Consider the following 16,293-nt stretch of genomic DNA (forward strand, 5'->3'; position numbering starts at 1 on the left):
GGTTCGGTTCGGGGTTCGCGTCCGGTTCCGGTTCCGGCTGCGCGGCCGGGCTCCCCTTCGTGTGCGTGCTCCCCTTCACGCGCGGGCTCCCCTTCGCGTACGGGCGCTGGCCCGGCATCCCCTTCCCGTTCACAGCTTCTCGCCCCGCCCCGTCCGCCGCGCCGGCGCGATCAGCGTCGACAGGTACGGCAGCGCCTCCGCCCCCAGCTCCGCCGCCGGCCGCACCGACTCCTCCGCCAGACCCAGCGACGATCCCCACACCGCCCCCTCCATCCGGCCCGTCTCCGCCAGCACCCCCACCACCTCGCCCGCCAGCCGGCCGAACTTGTACGCCACCACCGTTCCCGGCCCCCGCAGCGCCTCCTTCAGCACCGCCGTGCCCGCCGTCACCGGCACCAGCGTCAGCGGCTCCGTGCCCTCCGCGAGCACCGCGCCGCCGCGGGCCGCCAGGTCCTGCATCGCGGTGATGCCGGGCACGCTCTCGATCCGTACGTCCGGGAGCAGGGCGGTGACGGTCGCGGCGAGGTACGTGAACGTCGAGTACACGTTGGGGTCGCCGAGCGTGGCGAACGCCACCGAGCGGTGCGCGCGCAGCAGTTCCGCGACCCGGGCGCCCGCCGCGTCCCACGCCGCCTCGCGGCGCGCGGCGTCGCTGCGCTCGTTGAGCGCGAAGACGACGCGCACGACCTTCGCCTCGTCGACGTAGTGCAGCACCGTCGCCTCCGCGCGGCCCGTGCCGCCGCCCTCCATCACGGGGACGACGACCACCGCCGCCGTCCGCAGCGCGCCCGCGCCCTTGACCGTGACCAGCTCGGGGTCGCCGGGGCCCACCCCGACGCCGACGAGTCGCATGCTCATGCCGTTTCACACCCTTCGACGAGCCGGCGCGCCATGGCGGGGGCGGCGGCCCAGTGCACGTGCAGGTACGAGGCGTGGACGCCGCCCCGTACGAATCCTTCGACGCGCCGGACCGGCCGCGTCATCCCCCATGCGGGCGTCTCGCCCGCGGGCGGGTCGAGGGCGGTGCGGTGGAACTCGTGGCCGCGCACCCGGGTGCCGGCGGCGGCGAGCGCGCTGTCGGCGACGGCGACGGCGTCGCGGTAGCCGAGGGTGAGCACGTCGGTCATACGGGCCCGGGCGTCCAGCACGCCGCACATGGGTGCGCCGTCGAGGTCGCGGGCGAGGTAGACCAGGCCCGCGCACTCGGCGGCCACCGGTGCGCCGGTGGCGGCGAGCCGGGCGACGTCGCGGCGCAGCGGCTCGTTGGCGGCCAGCCCGCCGCCGTACACCTCGGGGAAGCCGCCGCCGATGACGAGGGCGCGGGTGCGGGGCGGCAGGGCTTCGTCGTGCAGGGGGTCGAAGGGGACGACGTCGGCGCCGGCGGCGGCGAGGAGTTCGGCGTGCTCGGCGTACGCGAAGGTGAACGCGGGCCCGGACGCCATGGCGACCACCGGCCGTCCGGCGGGGCGGCGGGTACTCCCCGGTCCCGTCGCCGACGCCTCCGGCACCGGCGGCTCGGCCGCCGCCACCGCCTCCGCCGCCGACCACGGCTCCGCCGGCAGCGGCGGTGCCGTACGGGCCAGCCGCAGCAGTTCCCGTACGTCGCACGACTCGCGTACCCGCGCCGCCAGGGCCCGTACCGCCGCCACCGCCTCCGGGCGCCGCTCCGCCGCCGGGACCAGGCCCAGGTGCCGTGCCGGCGCCGCCAGTTCCGGGTCGCGGCGCAGGGCGCCCAGGACCGGGACGCCCGCCGCGTCCAGGGACTCGCGGAGCAGCGACTCGTGGCGGTCGGAGGCGACCTTGTTGAGGATGACGCCTCCGATCCGTACCTGCGGATCCCAGGACGCGAAGCCGTGCACCAGCGCCGCCACCGACCGCGACTGCCCCGAGGCGTCGACCACCAGCACCACCGGCGCCCGCAGCAGCTTCGCCAGCTCCGCCGTCGAGCCCGACTCGCCCGCGCCGGAGGCGCCGTCGTACAGGCCCATCACGCCCTCCACGACCGCCACGTCCGCGCCCGCCGCGCCGTGCGCGAACAGCGGGGCGATCAGGCCGGGGCCGCACATGTGCGCGTCCAGGTTGCGGCCCGGGCGGCCGCCGCCGGGAGAGCCGGCGACGGCGAGCGCGTGGTAGCCGGGGTCGATGTAGTCGGGGCCCGCCTTGTGCGGCGAGACGGTCAGGCCGGCGGCGGCGAACGCCGCCATCAGGCCGGTCGCGACCGTCGTCTTGCCGCTGCCGGAGGCCGGCGCGGCGACGACGAGCCGGGGGATGTCGATCACGGAACTCTCACCATTCGATGCCCCGCTGGCCCTTCTGGCCCGCGTCCATGGGGTGTTTGACCTTGCCCATCTCCGTGACGAGATCGGCGAACCCGACCAGCGCCGCCGGCGCGTTGCGGCCCGTGACGACGACGTGCTGGCTGCCAGGACGGTCCCGCAGCACCGCGATCACCTCGGCGGTGTCCACCCACCCCCAGTGCATCGGGTACGCGAACTCGTCGAGCACGTACAGCCGGTACGTCTCCGCCGCCAGGTCCCGCTTGACCTGCTCCCAGCCCTCCCGGGCCCGCGCCTCGTTGTCCGGCTCGGCGCCGCCGGCCGCGTCGTCGCGCGCGGGCCGCTGGATCCACGACCAGCCCTCGCCCATCTTGTGCCACGCCACCGTGCCGCCCTCGCCGCTCGCGCCGAGGACCCGCAGCGCCCGTTCTTCGCCCACCCGCCACCTGGCGGACTTCACGAACTGGAACACCCCGATCGGCCACCCCTGGTTCCAGGCCCGCAGCGCCAGCCCGAAGGCCGCCGTGGACTTGCCCTTGCCCGGGCCCGTGTGCACCACGACCAGCGGGCGGTTGCGGCGCTGCCGCGTCGTCAGGCCGTCGTCCGGCACGGCGGCCGGCTGTCCCTTCGGCATCAGGCGGCCCTCCTCGCACTCGTCGCGCCCCGCCCGGCGGCGGGCCCATCGCGTACGGGACGTGCCCGCCGGTCCTCCCGGGCCTCCCGTACCAGCCCGCTCACCGCCTCTGCCCGCAGCTCGCCCAGCGCCACCGCCGTGCCCCGCAGCTCGCGGGCCAGTTCGCCCGCGAGCCCGAGCCGCACCGGCCCCGACTCGCAGTCGACGACTACCGAAGCGACCCCCTCGGCCGCCAGCAGGCGCGCCGCGCGCGCCGCCCGGCCGACCGGCTCCTGACCGCCCGTCGCCCGGCCGTCCGTGACCACGACCAGCAGCGGGCGGCGGGCCGGGTCCCGCAGCCGCTCGACGCGCAGCGTCTCGCGGGCCCGCAGCAGCCCGGCTGCCAGCGGGGTGCGGCCGCCGGTGGGCAGCCGCTCCAGGCGGACCGCCGCGGCGTCCACCGACGAGGTCGGCGGCAGCGCCAACTCCGCGTCCCGGCCGCGGAAGGTGACCAGGCCGACCTTGTCGCGGCGCTGGTACGCGTCCAGCAGCAGCGACAGCACCGCGCCCTTCACGGCGCCCATGCGCTGCCGCGCGCCCATGGACCCGGAGGCGTCGACGGCGAAGAGCACCAGGTTCGACTCGCGGCCCTCGCGGACGGCCTCGCGCAGGTCGTCGCGGCGGACGACGAGACCGGGGCCGCGGCGGCCGCGCGCGAGCTGATGCGGGGCGGCGGCCTGGACGGTGGCGGCGAGGTGCAGGGTGCCGAGGGCGCCGCGGGGGCGGCGGGCGCCGGTGGTGCGGCCGTGGGCGGTACGGGCACGGGAGCGGCGTCCGGCGGCGCCCTCCCCGACGCCGGGGACGTCGAGGCGGCGGGTGCGGAACGGCTCGGCGGGGGCGGCGGGTTGCCCGTCGGGCGGGGGTGGCGCGGTCCCGGGCGGGTGGGGCTCCGCGCCGGGTTCCTCCGCCGGGGCACGGGTGGCGGCGGGGGCGGAGCCGGGGGGTTCGGGGGCGTCGTCCGTACCGGCGGCGTCCTGCGGTGCGGGGTCCCGGGAGGTGTCGGCACCGGGTCGCTCCTGGGGCGCGGCTTCGGCTCCGTCCGCGCCGTCCGGTCCCGCCGCCTCCCCGGGCGGCGCCCCGCCGCCGTCGCCGTCCGGCGGGCCCTCGCCGGTGCCGCCGTGCTCCCGTAGCGTGTCGTCCAGCTTCTCCTCGTCGAGGCCCGGCGCGTCGAACGGGTTGCGCCGCCGCCGGTGCGGCAGCGCCAGCAGCGCCGCCTGCCGTACGTCCTCCGCCGCCACCTCCGTACGCCCCGACCACGCCGCCAGCGCCGTCGCCGTACGGGCCATGACGATGTCCGCGCGCATCCCGTCCACCTCGAACGCCGCGCACGTCGCCGTGATCTGCCGCAGCGCCGCATCGCCCAGCACCACCGCCGGCAGCAGCGCCCGCGCCGCCGCGATCCGCGCCTGCAGCGCGTCTTCCTCCGCCGCCCAGCGGGCCGCGAAGCCGGCCGCGTCCGCGTCGTACGCCAGCCGCCGCCGCACCACGTCCGCCCGCTCCGCGGGCTCGCGGGACGCGGCGACCTCCACCGTCAGCCCGAACCGGTCCAGCAACTGCGGGCGCAGCTCGCCCTCCTCCGGGTTCATGGTGCCCACCAGCAGGAAGCGCGCCGCGTGCCGCACGGAGACGCCCTCGCGCTCCACGTAGTTGGCGCCCATGGCCGCCGCGTCCAGCAGCAGGTCGACGAGGTGGTCGTGGAGCAGGTTGACCTCGTCCACGTACAGCACGCCGCGGTGCGCCTCCGCCAGCAGCCCGGGCTCGAACGTCTTGCGGCCCTCGGCCAGCGCCCGTTCGATGTCCAGCGCGCCCGCGAGCCGGTCCTCGGAGGCGCCCACGGGCAGCTCGACCATCCGCGCCGCCCGCACGTCGTGCGCGCGGGCGGGCTCGTGCGGTCCGTCCGGGCAGCCGGCGTCCGGCGCGGCCGGATCGCAGGAGAAACGGCAGCCGGCTATGACGTCGACCTCGGGGAGCAGCGCGGCGAGGGCTCGTACGGCGGTCGATTTGGCCGTCCCCTTCTCGCCGCGCACGAGCACCCCGCCGACCGCCGGGGACACGGCGTTGAGCAGCAGCGCGAGCCGGAGTTCTGCCATGCCGACGACGGCGGTGAACGGGTAGTGCGGCGCACCGGTGTTCATGCGCGGGCCCCTCCAACGGGTGATATTGCGGTCAACTGCTGTGATACGGGGAAGAATCATGCCAGCGTGTACGTGCCGGGCGCGGAGCGGACTTGCAGGTCCGCGTCCTGTGGGTCATTCCTCCCCCTCCAGATCGCCCTCGAGTTCGAGGTAGATCTCCCGGAGCCGGGCCAGGGTCCGCTGGTCCGGCTCCGTCCACAGGCCCCGCTCGGCCGCCTCCAGCAGCCGTTCGCCGATCCCGCGCAGGGCCCACGGGTTGGCGCGCCGCATGAACTCCTGGTTCTCGGCGTCGAAGACGTACTCGGCGGCGAGCTTCTCGTACATCCAGTCGTCCACCACGCCCGCGGTCGCGTCGTAGCCGAAGAGGTAGTCGACGGTGGCGGCCATCTCGAACGCGCCCTTGTAGCCGTGCCGCCGCATCGCCGCCGTCCAGCGCGGGTTCACCACCCGGGCGCGGAAGACGCGGTGCGTCTCCTCGCCGAGCGTGCGCGTCTTCACCTGCTCGGGCACGGCGCTGTCGCCGATGTACGCCTCCGGCGAGCCGCCGGTCAGATGGCGGACCATCGCCACCATGCCGCCGTGGTACTGGAAGTAGTCGTCGGCGTCGGCGATGTCGTGCTCGCGGGTGTCGACGTTCTTCGCCGCCACCTGGATCCGCCGGAACGCCGCCTCCATGTCGCCGCGTGCCGCCCGCCCGTCGAGCCCGCGGCCGTAGGCGTAGCCGCCCCAGACCGCGTAGACCTCCGCGAGGTCGGCGTCCGAGCGCCAGTTGCGGGCGTCGATCAGCGGCAGCAGGCCCGCGCCGTACGCGCCGGGCTTGGAGCCGAAGATGCGGGCGGTGGCGCGGCGGCGGTCGCCGTGGACGGCGGTGTCCTCGTCCGCGTGCGCCCGTACGAAGTTCGCCTCCGGCGGCTCGTCCAGCTCCGCGACCGCGCGCACCGCGTCGTCCATCAGGCCGACGACGTGCGGGAAGGCGTCGCGGAAGAAGCCGGAGATGCGTACCGTCACGTCGATGCGCGGCCGGCCCAGCTCCGCGGCCGGCACCACCTCGAAGCCCGTCACCCGCCGCGACGCGTCGTCCCACACCGGACGGCAGCCCAGCAGCGCCAGGATCTCCGCGATGTCGTCGCCCTGGGTGCGCATGCAGGAGGTGCCCCAGACCGTGAGCCCCACGGACCTCGGGTACGCGCCGTGGTCGGCGAGGTGGCGGGCGAGGAGGGAGTCGGCGAGGGCGCTGCCGACGTCCCAGGAGAGCCGGGAGGGGATGGCCTTGGGGTCGACGGAGTAGAAGTTGCGGCCGGTCGGCAGCACGTTGACGAGCCCGCGGGTGGGGGAGCCGGAGGGGCCGGCGGGAACGTAGCCGCCGTCGAGCGCGTGCAGCACGTTGCCGATCTCCTCGCCCGTACGGCGCAGCCGGGGCACGACCTCCGCGCACGCGAACTCCAGCACCCGCACCACGTCTGCCGTATCCGCGTCACCGCCCAGCACCTCCGCGACGACCTCAGGCACCGCCGCGCGCTCCCAGCCGCGCTCCTCAAGACCCTCCGCAAGCCGCCGCGCCAGCGCCTCCAGCAGGTCGACCGCGTCCGACGCGGTACGCGCCGGCCCGTCCGCCCGCTCCGTCAGCGCCACCGGCACCGCGACCCTCGCTCCCGGCTCCGCCAGCAGGTCCGCCTCGACCAGCCCCACCCGGGCCGCCAGCGCCGCCCGCAGCCCCGGCAGCGCGCCGCCGGTGCCGCCCCACACCTGCGCAGAACGCAGCACCGCCAGGGCCAGGTTCACCCGCGGCTCGCCGACCGGTCCTGCGCCGAGCACGTGCAGCCCGTCCCGTATCTGCACGTCCTTGATCTCGCACAGCCAGCCGTCGACGTGCAGCACGAACTCGTCGAAGTCCGCGTCCTCCGGCTGCTCCGCCACATGCAGGTCGTGGTGCAGCTCGGCGGCCCGCACCAGCGTCCAGATCTGGCTGCGCACCGCGGGCGCCTTCGCCGGATCGAGGTCGGAGACGAGCGCGTACTCGTCCAGCAACTGCTCCAGCTTCGCCAGGTCGCCGTACGAGTCGGCGCGGGCCATCGGCGGCACGAGGTGGTCGACCACCGTCGCGTGCCCGCGGCGCTTGGCCTGGGTGCCCTCGCCCGGGTCGTTGACGATGAACGGGTACACCAGCGGCAGGTCTCCCAGCACCGCGTCCGGCGCACAGCCCGCCGACAGACCGAGCCCCTTGCCCGGCAGCCACTCCATCGTGCCGTGCTTGCCCATGTGCACGAGCGCGTCGGCGCCGAACGTGCGGTCCAGCCAGCGATACGCGGCCAGGTAGTGGTGCGACGGCGGCATGTCCGGGTCGTGGTAGATGGCGATGGGGTTCTCGCCGAAGCCGCGCGGCGGCTGGATCATCACCACCACGTTGCCGAAGCGCAGCGACGCCAGCACGATCGCGGGTCCGGCGTCGCCGTCGTCCACGTACAGCCCGCCCGGCGGCTCACCCCAGTGCTCGACCACCGAGGCCCGCAACGCAGGGTCCAGCGCCGCGAACCACCGCTCGTAGTCGGCCAGCGGCACGCGCGCGGGCGCCGCCGCCAACTGCTCCTCCGTCAGCCACTCCACGTCGTGCCCGCCCGCGGCGATCAGCCGGTGGATCAGCTCGTCGCCGTCGTCCGGGTGGCCGTCGACGCGGTACCCCGCGGCCCGTAGCGCGTCGAGCAGCCTGACCGCGGAGGCGGGCGTGTCCAGGCCGACCGCGTTGCCGACCCGGGAGTGCTTGGTGGGGTACGCGGTGAAGACCAGCCCGATCCGCTTCCCGGCATTCGGCGTGTGCCGCAGCCGCGCGTGCCGCACCGCGATCCCCGCGACCCGCGCGGCGCGCTCGGCGTCCGCGACGTACACCGGCACGCCGTCGGGACCGTCCTCCTTGAACGAGAACGGCACCGTCACCAGCCGCCCGTCGAACTCCGGGATCGCCACCTGCATCGCCGCGTCCATCGGCGACAGCGCCGCGTCCGAGTCCAGCCACGCGGCGCGGGCCGAGGTCAGGCACAGCCCCTGGAGCACCGGCACGTCCAGCTCCGCGAGCGCGCCGACGTCCCACGCCTCGTCGTCCCCGCCGGCGGAGGCGTCGCCCGGCCGCGTACCGCCGGAGGCGAGGACGGTGGCGACGAGCGCGTCCGCGCGCCCCAGCAGCTCGAACAGCCCGGGCTCCGCGCCGCGCAGCGAACCGCAGTACACGGGCAGGGCGTTGGCGCCGTGCGCCTCGACGGCCTGGCAGAGGGTGTCGACGAAGGCGGTGTTCCCGGAGAGCTCGTGGGCGCGGTAGAAGAGCACGCCGACGGTGGGCCGGTCGTCCTTCAGCCCGTACGAACCGTGCGTCCCGTACGCGGGCATCCCGCGCGGCGAGGCGAAGCCCTCGCCGGTGAGCAGCACGGTGTCCGACAGGAACCGGTTCAGCTCGGCGAGGTTCGCGGGCCCGCCCTCCACGAGATACCGCAGCGCCTCGGCGACCACCCCGGCGGGCACGGACGACTCGGCCATCAACTCGGCGTCCGGCACGGACTCCCCGCCGAGCAGCACGGTGGGCAGCCCGGCGGCCCGGAGGGCCGCGAGCCCGTCCTCCCAGGCGCGCTTGCCGCCGAGGAGACGGACGACGACGAGGTCGGTGCCGTCGAGGAGGGCGGGCAGGTCGTCGGGACCGGTGCGGGACGGGTTGGCGATCCGGAAGTCCGCCCCGGAGGCGCGGGCGGCGAGGAGGTCGGTGTCGGCCGTGGAGAGGAGGAGGACGGTGGTCATGCGTGACTCGCTTCGGTGGGGAGGAGGGCGGCGGCGAGGGTGGTGATGAGGAGGGCGAGGAAGGAGACACGGGAGGAGAGGCGGACGGCACGCTCGATGTCGTCCACGCCGGGAGCGCGCCCGGCCGGATTGAGCACGGCCCGGTGCTCGGCCCGCCCGGCATACGACAGCTCCCCACCGAGCCGCAGCCCGAGCGCACCGGCGAACGCGGCTTCCACGGGGCCGGCGTTGGGGCTGGGATGCCGCGGCCCGTCCTGCCGCCAGACGCGCAGGGCGGCGCGGGGATCGGGCCCGGCGAGCGCCGCGAGCGCGGCGGTGAGCCGGGCGCCGGGATAGCCGACGAGATCGTCGAGCCGGGCGGCGGCCCAGCCGAACCGCAGATAGCGGGCGGACCTGTGCCCGACCATGGCGTCGAGGGTGTTGACGGCCCGGAAGCCGGCGAGCCCGGGAACGCCACCGACCGCGCCCCAGAGGAGGGCGCCGACGACGGCGTCGGAGGTGTTCTCGGCGACGGACTCGACGACGGCCCGGGCGATGTCGGCTTCGCCGAGGTGGTGGGGGTCGCGGCCGCAGAGGCGGGGGAGGCGGTGGCGGGCGTCGTCGAGGTCGTGGGTGTGGAGGGCGTGGGCGATGCCGAGGGCTTCACGGCGGAGGGAGGCCCCGCCGAGGACGGCCCAGGCCCCGAACGCGACGAGGAGAACGGCCGCAACCTGCTCCCGCCCCCCGCCGCTTCCCGCCCCTCGGGCGCCGCGCCCCCATGCCTGCACCGGGGCTACGCCCGCGGGCCTTTCGGGGCTGCGCGTCGGGCGCGGACCGGCGGGCAGGCCGGAGCCGGGTTGGGTGGCGAGGGGGAGTTGTTCCCCGACCCCGCCCCTTCCCGAAACTCGGGGGCCGCGCCCCCGAGGCCCCGCCGGGGCTGCGCCCCTGACCCCCTTGGGGCTGCGCCCCGAACCCGGTGCCGGGGCCGCCCCCGCGTGCCCCTCGGGGCTGCGCCCCTGGGGCACCGCCGGGGCTGCGCCCGTGCCCGCCTCGGGGCTGTGCCCCGCGCCCGGGCCCCGGTCCGCGCCCGTGTGTCGGTGAAGGCTGCGCCTCGTGCCCTCGCCCCGGCCCTTTTCGGGGCTTGGCGCCGCACTCCCGCCCGGGGCTGCGTCCGAAAGCCCCGCGCGCGGGCCCGGGGCCACGGCCGTGCGTCCGCCGCCGCTTCGCCTCGCCCCCGCATCCGCACGCGCCTCGGGGCTCTGTCCCCAAGCCGGGCCTGCCCCCCTGCGGGTTGCCGCCGAGGCCAGGGCGGCGGTCGCCACCGTGGCGCCTACGCAGAGTGCCGTGTGCACCGCCCCCGCCGCGCGGTTGTCGCGCCAGAGGCGGGATTCGAGGGCTGCGGCAGCGCGGCCGAAGGCCGCTACCGGGTGGGCGCGGCGGGGGTCGCCGAAGACGTGGTCGGCGGCGTAGCCGAGGGTGGCGCCCACGGCGTACGCCAGCGGGCGGGCGCCGATGAGCCGGGCGGGGTGTGACGCGTTGTCGGGTTTCATGGTGCCGTTCGGTGCGAGGTCTGGGCCGGTGGGCTTTCGGTGGTATGGGGGCGAAGCCCCCGGAGTGGCGGGGCGCCCGCCCCGGCCTCGGGCGGGCTACGAAGCCGTCCGCGGGCCGGGGGCGCAAGCCCCCGCGGGGTTCGGGGCGGAGCCCCGAGCGGGGCAGGGGGCGCAGCCCCGGCGGGGTCTCGGGGGCGCAGCCCCCGAGTTTCGGGAAGGGGCGGGGTCGGGGAACAACCCCCTCAACCCGCCACCGGCGCCCGCGGCCGCCGCCTCACCCCACCCCTCACCAGCAACCTCTCCGCCAACTCCCCGAACAGCAACCCGAACCCCACCCACAACACCCCGTGCACCCCCAAAGACGCCAACCTGAACCGCCACAGCAGATCCGCCGGATACCCCTCCGGCACCTCCACCGACGACTCCGGCAGCAACGCCGCCGCCACCCCCGCCGCCGCCACGAACACCGCACCGCCCGCCACCGTCGCGTACCAGCCGCCCAGTCGCGGCACCAGCGCCCGCCCGACCACCGCCGCACCGACCGCCAGCAGCACGCTCAGCAGCACCATCAGGAAGTACTGCGCCGTCCGTGAACCGACCGTCGACGGATCGCCGACACCCGGTGGGTTCGCCGGGTAGGTGAGAAACGGCACCACGGAGACCGTGACCAGTCCGCCCAGCGCCAGCAGCAGCGCCGTCGCCCGCGGCCCGAAGCGGCCGATCCGGCCCAGGGCGTACGCGACCGCCAGCGCCGCGAGGCCGCCGAGCGCGACGCCGTAGACGAGCATGCCCGTCGCGAGGCCGGCCGTGGACTGCAGGGAGCGGCTGACCAGTTCCTCTTCTTCTCCGGAACCGGCACCCGCACCCGCACCCGCACCCGCACCGTGACCGGCCGCGTGCGCCTCCTGGTCGATCGCCGCATCCACCTGCGGTTCGCCCGCGACGTACGCGACGACCAGCGCCGGCACCCCCGCGCCCAGCCCCGCCAGCATCCCGCGCAGCAACAGCCCGCGCACCGCAGCAGAGTTCAGTGTGATCACCGAGATCCCCCCGCTCAGTGGCAGGGGAAGCCCAGCAGGTGCCGGCCGTCGTGCAACCACTCGTGCACGCCCTCGCCCGACACCACGGACACGGCACCCTGTTCGGCGCCGACGAAGTACAGCAGAACGAGCATCAGGATCCCGCCGAACAGCGCCCATGGGGCGAGGGTCTTCAGCGGGACAGGGGTGATGAGAGAGTCTGTCTTGGGTGACACGGCCGACTGAGCCATGGCGGAAACCTCCCGGGGATCACGCGTCCCATCCGGTGGAGCTGCTCACGACGGTGCGGGTCTGACTCACCGAACTCCGCCCCGCGCGGGGCGTCGTCCGGCTCACAGTGGCGCGGCCGTGCCGGAATCTCACCGGGCTTCCGTTGCGCCGTCGTCTTCGGTTGACGAGGTGACGATACCGTCGCCTGCGGGTCGGCGGCCATAAGGCGTCCGCCGGTCGGAACACGGAAGGGGCAGGTGAGACGGCTGGTGACGGTCCGGGTGATGCTCGTCACGCCGGCGGTCAACGCCGAGCTGCGGCACGCGGTGTTCGGCGCGGACGAACCGCTGGACGCGGCGGGTCGACGCGCGGCGGAGCGCGCGGGCGCCCACGCGGCGGCTTCGCTGCGTACGCACACGCCGGCGTACGCCGCGCCGTCGGTCCGCTGCCGGCAGACGGCCGACGCGCTGGGGCTCGCGGCGGAGCCGGAGGCGGAGCTGGCGGACTGGGACGTCGGCCGCTGGCGCGGGCGGGGGCTGGAGGAGCTGGCGGCGGCGGAGGGCGAGGCGGTACGGGCCTGGCTGACGGACCCGGCGGCGGCGCCGCACGGCGGGGAGTCGCTGCTGCAGTTGCGGGGACGGGTGGGCGTATGGCTCGACGGCCTGACCGGCCCGTCGGGAACGGCAGGAACAGCAGGAACGGCAGGAACGCAGAGCACTGACGGGACGGACAGTGCGAACGGCACCGCCCCCGCCCACCGCGTCGTCGCCGTCGCCGAGCCCGCCGCCGTCCGCGCCGCCGTCGTGCACGCCCTCGACCTGCCCTCCGCCGCCTTCTGGCGCCTCGACGTACCGCCCCTGACCCGCACCGAGCTGACCGGCCGCGCCGGCCGCTGGAACCTCCGCTGCGGCATCCCCCTCACCCCGGACCCCTGACCCCGGCCCCCTGACCCGGCGCCCCGACCCCGCCCCCGGGAATACCCACCACCGCCCCGTCCGTTTCCGCCGTCATGCGTGTAGAGATCTGGTCCGACGTCATCTGCCCCTGGTGCTACATCGGCAAGGCCCGGTTCGAGAAGGGCCTCGCCGCCTTCGCGGGACGGGACGACGTCGAAGTGGTGCACCGCTCCTTCGAGCTCTCCGCCGGCGCCCCGCGCAACGGCCGGCAGGCCCTCGGCCCCGAGCTGAAGGCCAAGTACGGCTGGGACGACGCGCAGCTCAAGGCGATGGAGGACCGGGTCGGCGCCGCCGCCGCGGCCGAGGGGCTCGGCATGCGCCACGACCGGTTCGTCACCGGGACCTTCGACCTGCACCGCGTCCTGCACCTCGCCAAGGAGCGCGGCCTTCAGGACGAACTCCTCGACGCGTTCTACACCGCCAACTTCGCCGAGGCCCGCCCCATCAGCGAGGACGACACGATCGTCGACATCGCCGCCGGCGCCGGCCTCGACGCCGACGAGGTGCGCAAGGTGCTCGCGGACGAGAACGCCTACGCCGACGCGGTACGCGCCGACGAGAAGGAGGCCGCCGAGCTGGGCGCCAACGGGGTGCCGTTCTTCGTCATCGACCGCCGCTTCGCCGTCTCCGGCGGGCAGCCGGCGCAGGTCTTCACGCAGGCCCTGGAGCAGGCGGCCGCCGCGGGCGGGCTGCAGACCGTCGCGGGTACGGGCGACGACGGCGCCGTCTGCGCCGACGACGACGCCTGCGACGTCCCGTAGCGGACCGCCCGGCGGAAGCCGGCCGCGCCCTCGCCCACAAGCAGGCCGGCCGCCCCGCAGAGCAGGCGGCCCCCGGAACACCGCCGCGCCCCCCGCCCGGAAACCTCCGGGCGGGGGGCGCGGCACCGTCCCGGTGTCACATCCCCGCGGGTCCGCGGACGTACGCCACGGCCCCGGCGCTCCGCGTCACCGCACCGGCGTGAAGTCCCGCGCGCCGATGAAGTCCGGCCGCCGCACCGGCGCCGCGAACGGCTCCACCGCGGCGTTCTCCACGCTGTTGAACACAAGGAAAACGTTGCTGCGCGCGTACGGCGTGATGTTGTCGCCCGAGCCGTGCATGCAGTTGCAGTCGAACCAGGTCGCACCACCGGCCGCGCCGGTGAACAGCTTGATGCCGTGCGCCTCCGCCATCTCCGTCAGCGCCCCGTCCGACGGCGTGCCGGCGTCCTGCATCTGGAGCGACTTCTTGTAGTTGTCCTTCGGCGTGGCACCCGCGCAGCCGAGGAACGTCTTGTGCGACCCCGGCATGATCATGAGACCGCCGTTGGTCTCGTAGTTCTCCGTCAGCGCGATCGAGACCGACACGGTCCGCATGTTCGGCAGGCCGTCCTCGGCGTGCCAGGTCTCGAAGTCCGAGTGCCAGTAGAAGCCGCTGGCGCCGAACCCGGGCTTGATGTTGATCCGGCTCTGGTGGATGTAGACGTCGGAGCCGAGGATCTGCCGCGCCCGTTCCAGGACGCGCTCGTCGCGTACCAGCTTGCCGAAGACGTCGCTGATCTTGTGGATCTCGAAGATGGAGCGTACGGCCTGCGTGCCCGCCTCGATGATCGAGCGCTCGTCGGCGCGGACCTCCGGGTCGCTGGTGAGCCGGTCCAGCTCGGCCTTGTACGTCTCCACCTCCTCCGGAGTGATCAGTTGGTCGACCGTCAGGTAGCCGTTGCGCTCGTAGCCCTCCAGCTCCCAGGGCGGGATGGGCCCGTCGGCACCCGGTTCCGACCAGACCACCGGGTCCTGACGGGGCGTGCTCACTTCTTCGGCGCCGCGCGTCGGGTAGAGGTCGGTGACAGTCGGGCTGGCCATGGTTCTCAGTCCTCCTCAGTCAGCAGCGGGTACACGCCGTTCTCATCGTGGTCCTCGCGGCCCGTGACCGGCGGGTTGAAGACACAGATGCAGCGGAAGTCCTGCTTGATCCGCATCGTGTGCTTCTCGTGCCCGTCCAGCAGGTACATCGTCCCCGGCGTGATGGCGTGCTTCTCGCCGGTCTCGTCGTTGGTGAGTTCGGCTTCGCCCTCGACGCAGACGACGGCCTCTATGTGGTTCGCGTACCACATGGACGTCTCGGTGCCCGCGTAGAGCACGGTCTCGTGGAGGGAGAAGCCGACGCGCTCCTTCGCGAGCACGATGCGCTTGCTCTCCCAGGTGCCCGACGCGGACTTGATGTGCCGGTCGGTGCCCTCAAGCTCCTTGAAGGATCGGACGATCACGGTGCCTCTGTGCCTCTCTCTCGGGATCGGTCGGCGGCGCTGCCGTTTGTCTGCCGGCGGGTACGCGCCTGCCCGTACGCGACGGGGACTGCCCCCGCGCGTACGGGCGGGGGTCGCACCCCGGCCGTCAGGTGGTCTCGCGGACCGCCCGGGCCAGCGTGCGCAGCCCCTCGTCCAGGTCGTCGGGCGTCGTCGTCAGCGCCGGCAGCAGCTTGACGACCTCGCTCTGCGGCCCGGAGGTCTCCAGGATGAGTCCCAGCTCGAAGGCGCGCCGGCAGACACGCGCGGCGCGCGCCGGGTCGGGGAACTCCAGCCCCCACACCATGCCGCGGCCGCGGTACGTGGCGTCCGCGTCGGCGTGCTCCGCGCAGATCGCGACCAGCGCCTGCTCGATCTGCTGGCCGCGGGCGAGGGTCTGCTTCTCCATCTGGCCGTCGGCCCAGTACGTGTCGAGCGCCGCGGTGGCGGTGACGAAGGCCGGGTTGTGGCCGCGGAAGGTGCCGTTGTGCTCGCCCGGCTCCCAGATGTCCAGCTCCGGCTTGAAGAGCGTGAGCGACATCGGCAGCCCGTAGCCGCTGATCGACTTGGAGAGCGTGACGATGTCGGGCGTGATCCCCGCGTCCTCGAAGGAGAAGAAGCCGCCGGTGCGGCCGCAGCCCATCTGGATGTCGTCGACGATGAGCAGCATGTCGCGGCGTTTGCACAGCTCGGCGAGGCCGCGGAGCCACTCGGCGCGGGCTACGTTGATGCCGCCCTCGCCCTGGATGGTCTCGACGATGACGGCGGCGGGCTTGTTGAGCCCGGAGCCCTGGTCCTCCAGCAGCCGCTCGAACCACAGGAAGTCCGGGACCTGGCCGTCGAGGTAGTTGTCGAACGGCATGGGGGTGCCGTGCACCAGCGGGATGCCGGCGCCGGCGCGCTTGAACGCGTTGCCGGTGACGGCGAGCGAGCCGAGCGACATTCCGTGGAAGGCGTTCGTGAACGAGACGATCGCCTCGCGGCCCTTGACCTTGCGGGCCAGCTTCAGCGCGGCCTCGACGGCGTTGGTGCCCGTCGGCCCCGGGAACATGACCTTGTACGGCAGGTCGCGCGGGCGCAGCACGACGTTCTGGAAGGTCTCCAGGAACGCGCGCTTGGCGGTGGTGGCCATGTCCAGGCCGTGGACGATGCCGTCGCGCTCCAGGTAGTCGAGCAGGGCGCGCTTGAGCACGGCGTTGTTGTGGCCGTAGTTGAGGGATCCGGCGCCGGCGAAGAAGTCGAGGTAGGTGTGGCCGTCCTCGTCGTACAGATAGCTGCCCTGGGCCCGGTCGAAGACCGCGGGCCAGCCACGGCAGTAGCTGCGCACCTCCGACTCCAGGGTCTCGAAGACGCTCAGGGCGGGCGGTGTGATGGTCACAGCGTTCTCCTGGGAGATGATCCGGTGTGCGGGGGGTGCGAATGGGTCGGTGC

At 74.9% G+C, this 16,293-nt stretch carries 13 protein-coding genes, 1 pseudogene and 1 riboswitch; of the genes and pseudogenes, 2 read left to right on the forward strand and 12 right to left on the reverse strand.

Translation table 11 applies throughout. The annotated features are described in order from the left end of the window. Positions 1-129 precede the first annotated feature (129 nt). The 9 genes and pseudogenes from cobI to ACFYVJ_RS31585 all read right to left on the reverse strand — a co-directional run bounded on the left by cobI (position 130) and on the right by ACFYVJ_RS31585 (position 11,663). Positions 130-858 (reverse strand): precorrin-2 C(20)-methyltransferase, encoded by a 729-nt coding sequence (gene cobI, locus ACFYVJ_RS31545; protein ID WP_388898826.1) that lies wholly within the window; start codon positions 856-858, stop codon positions 130-132. Beyond that, positions 855-2,279 (reverse strand): cobyrinate a,c-diamide synthase, encoded by a 1,425-nt coding sequence (locus tag ACFYVJ_RS31550; protein ID WP_388898829.1) that lies wholly within the window; start codon positions 2,277-2,279, stop codon positions 855-857. The genes cobI and ACFYVJ_RS31550 overlap by 4 nt, the downstream gene beginning before the upstream one ends. A gap of 7 nt (positions 2,280-2,286) precedes the next feature. Next, positions 2,287-2,910 carry a cob(I)yrinic acid a,c-diamide adenosyltransferase gene (gene cobO, locus ACFYVJ_RS31555; RefSeq protein ID WP_388898832.1) on the reverse strand — a complete coding sequence of 208 codons (624 nt, stop codon included), beginning with the start codon at positions 2,908-2,910 and terminating at the stop codon, positions 2,287-2,289. Then, the gene (locus ACFYVJ_RS31560; protein WP_388898834.1) at positions 2,910-5,084 is read right to left on the reverse strand and encodes a putative cobaltochelatase; all 2,175 of its coding nucleotides are present in this window, start codon (positions 5,082-5,084) and stop codon (positions 2,910-2,912) included. The genes cobO and ACFYVJ_RS31560 overlap by 1 nt, the downstream gene beginning before the upstream one ends. A gap of 114 nt (positions 5,085-5,198) precedes the next feature. Beyond that, positions 5,199-8,864, reverse strand: coding sequence for a cobaltochelatase subunit CobN (gene cobN / locus ACFYVJ_RS31565; protein ID WP_388898836.1), 3,666 nt, complete (start codon positions 8,862-8,864; stop codon positions 5,199-5,201). Continuing rightward, positions 8,861-9,688: a CobD/CbiB family cobalamin biosynthesis protein gene (locus ACFYVJ_RS31570; RefSeq protein ID WP_388898988.1), complete on the reverse strand. Its 828-nt coding sequence runs from the start codon at positions 9,686-9,688 to the stop codon at positions 8,861-8,863. Before ACFYVJ_RS31570 ends, cobN begins: the two co-directional genes overlap by 4 nt. A gap of 459 nt (positions 9,689-10,147) precedes the next feature. Beyond that, positions 10,148-10,393, reverse strand: a pseudogene (locus ACFYVJ_RS31575) (cobalamin biosynthesis protein); the annotation flags it as partial. 242 nt (positions 10,394-10,635) lie between these two features. Then, positions 10,636-11,424 (reverse strand): CbtA family protein, encoded by a 789-nt coding sequence (locus tag ACFYVJ_RS31580; protein WP_388898991.1) that lies wholly within the window; start codon positions 11,422-11,424, stop codon positions 10,636-10,638. 23 nt (positions 11,425-11,447) lie between these two features. Next, a complete protein-coding gene (locus ACFYVJ_RS31585; RefSeq protein ID WP_388898838.1) occupies positions 11,448-11,663 on the reverse strand; it encodes a CbtB domain-containing protein in 216 nt (71 codons plus the stop codon). Positions 11,664-11,722: 59 nt separating this feature from the next. Continuing rightward, positions 11,723-11,805: riboswitch (cobalamin riboswitch) on the reverse strand. A gap of 122 nt (positions 11,806-11,927) precedes the next feature. Here ACFYVJ_RS31585 and ACFYVJ_RS31590 point away from each other — a divergent pair. Together ACFYVJ_RS31590 and ACFYVJ_RS31595 are read left to right on the forward strand one after the other, a co-directional pair. Further along, on the forward strand, positions 11,928-12,578 hold the full coding sequence (locus ACFYVJ_RS31590; RefSeq protein WP_388898994.1) for a histidine phosphatase family protein: 651 nt from the start codon (positions 11,928-11,930) through the stop codon (positions 12,576-12,578). 74 nt (positions 12,579-12,652) lie between these two features. Beyond that, positions 12,653-13,360 (forward strand): DsbA family protein, encoded by a 708-nt coding sequence (locus tag ACFYVJ_RS31595; protein WP_388898839.1) that lies wholly within the window; start codon positions 12,653-12,655, stop codon positions 13,358-13,360. 186 nt (positions 13,361-13,546) lie between these two features. On the opposite strand, the gene thpD is transcribed toward ACFYVJ_RS31595, so the two are convergent. From thpD to ectB, 3 genes are all read right to left on the reverse strand, one after another. Next, entirely contained in the window at positions 13,547-14,440 is an 894-nt protein-coding gene (thpD, locus tag ACFYVJ_RS31600) for an ectoine hydroxylase (protein ID WP_388898841.1), read from the reverse strand. Between the two features lie 5 nt (positions 14,441-14,445). Then, entirely contained in the window at positions 14,446-14,844 is a 399-nt protein-coding gene (locus ACFYVJ_RS31605; protein WP_101425214.1) for an ectoine synthase, read from the reverse strand. 127 nt (positions 14,845-14,971) lie between these two features. Then, a complete protein-coding gene (gene ectB, locus ACFYVJ_RS31610; protein WP_388898843.1) occupies positions 14,972-16,240 on the reverse strand; it encodes a diaminobutyrate--2-oxoglutarate transaminase in 1,269 nt (422 codons plus the stop codon). Positions 16,241-16,293: the final 53 nt, after the last annotated feature.

The sequence above is a fragment of the Streptomyces sp. NPDC004134 genome (assembly GCF_042874195.1).
Taxonomy (GTDB): Bacteria; Actinomycetota; Actinomycetes; order Streptomycetales; family Streptomycetaceae; genus Streptomyces.

What these genes read in the sequence shown, in the direction of transcription:
- cobI (WP_388898826.1), bottom strand. Translation starts at nt 858, where the DNA reads ATGAGCATGCGACTCGTCGGCGTCGGGGTGGGCCCCGGCGACCCCGAG.
- cobO (WP_388898832.1), bottom strand. Translation starts at nt 2,910, where the DNA reads ATGCCGAAGGGACAGCCGGCCGCCGTGCCGGACGACGGCCTGACGACG.
- ACFYVJ_RS31560 (WP_388898834.1), bottom strand. Translation starts at nt 5,084, where the DNA reads ATGAACACCGGTGCGCCGCACTACCCGTTCACCGCCGTCGTCGGCATG.
- cobN (WP_388898836.1), bottom strand. Translation starts at nt 8,864, where the DNA reads ATGACCACCGTCCTCCTCCTCTCCACGGCCGACACCGACCTCCTCGCC.
- ACFYVJ_RS31585 (WP_388898838.1), bottom strand. Translation starts at nt 11,663, where the DNA reads ATGGCTCAGTCGGCCGTGTCACCCAAGACAGACTCTCTCATCACCCCT.
- ACFYVJ_RS31590 (WP_388898994.1), top strand. Translation starts at nt 11,928, where the DNA reads ATGCTCGTCACGCCGGCGGTCAACGCCGAGCTGCGGCACGCGGTGTTC.
- ACFYVJ_RS31595 (WP_388898839.1), top strand. Translation starts at nt 12,653, where the DNA reads ATGCGTGTAGAGATCTGGTCCGACGTCATCTGCCCCTGGTGCTACATC.
- thpD (WP_388898841.1), bottom strand. Translation starts at nt 14,440, where the DNA reads ATGGCCAGCCCGACTGTCACCGACCTCTACCCGACGCGCGGCGCCGAA.